This is a genomic window from Streptosporangium fragile, assembly GCF_039534445.1.
Taxonomy (GTDB): Bacteria; Actinomycetota; Actinomycetes; order Streptosporangiales; family Streptosporangiaceae; genus Streptosporangium; species Streptosporangium fragile.
The window spans coordinates 1-1060 of sequence record NZ_BAAAVI010000150.1 but is presented as its reverse complement, the minus strand read 5'-3'; the positions used below and the strand labels follow the sequence as shown (position 1 = coordinate 1060).

1 protein-coding gene is annotated in these 1060 nt (G+C 75.3%); it reads right to left on the bottom strand.

Features of this window, described 5'->3' with window-relative positions; all coding sequences use genetic code 11:
- Positions 1–1060: class III lanthionine synthetase LanKC N-terminal domain-containing protein (locus tag ABD841_RS40225; RefSeq protein ID WP_425582123.1), on the bottom strand; the 1060-nt coding region annotated here is incomplete at both ends.

The following is a 1060-nucleotide window of genomic DNA, read 5'->3' as shown; positions in this document are numbered from 1 at the left end:
TCTGCTCGGGCGGGGCATAGCCCGGGGTGAAGGCCCGCCCCACCGGGGCACCGGGCCGGGCGGCCATCTCCAGATCGATCAGCCGGCAGTCACCGGCGGCGGTGACCATGACGTTGTTCGGGGTCAGGTCCCGCAGCACGTACCCCTGCCCGTGCACCGCACCCACCAGCGCGGTCAGCCGCCGCGCCAGGCACACCACCAGGTCACGCCAGGGCGCGTCCGGGGACGCGGGCCGCCGCTCGCCGACCCAGGCGGTCAGCGCGCTCCCAGGCAGGTGCTCCTGGACCAAAAACAGGTTGCCGTCGGTCTCGAACAGCGCCACCTTGGCCGCGGTCACCCCCAGCGGGCCGAAGACCTCCAGCATGCGCGCCTCGTGGCGCAGCAGGTCCCGCCCATCGCGGCCGTCCCGGCCGGCGCCGATGTGCGGCCGGGCCTGCTTGATCACCACCTCGCCGCCGGTCTGCCGGTCCTCGGCCAGGAAGATCCCGCCCTTGGCGCCGTGCCGGATGGCCCGGCGCACCACGAACCGGTCGGCCAGCAACACCGCCTGCGGCGCGGCGGTGCGCACCGGCGCCTGCCCGGACTCGAACGGGCACGGCGCCCAGGCCGGCGGGGAGTACCAGGCGTTGCGCTCGTCGGGCACCCGGACACCGTCCGGGCCGATCAGCCGGGAGGCGTAGGAGCCGTCGTTGTCCAGCGCGCCGGGCGCGGAGAACACCCCGAACCGGTAGTGCACCAGGCTGCCGGGCCGGTAGGCCCGGTCGGACAGGATCGGCGGGCCGGGCAGCCCGTAGGTGGCGGCGTGCAGCTCCTCGGCGATCGCCACGGCCGCCTCGTCGCCGGGCGGGTAGACGGTGATGAACTTGCCCACCGACCCGCGGTCCTGGGAGCGCGAGATCAGCCCGTCGAGGTCGTCCAGGGTCGACGCGAACTTGAACGGGCACCGGTGCCGGGCCAGCACCTCCGCCACCCGGGCCAGCACCATCGGGGCCGACAGCGGCGTCGCCGACACGTGCAGCTTCCAGCCCTGGTCCCGGGTCGCCGCGTCCGGCGGCGTCAG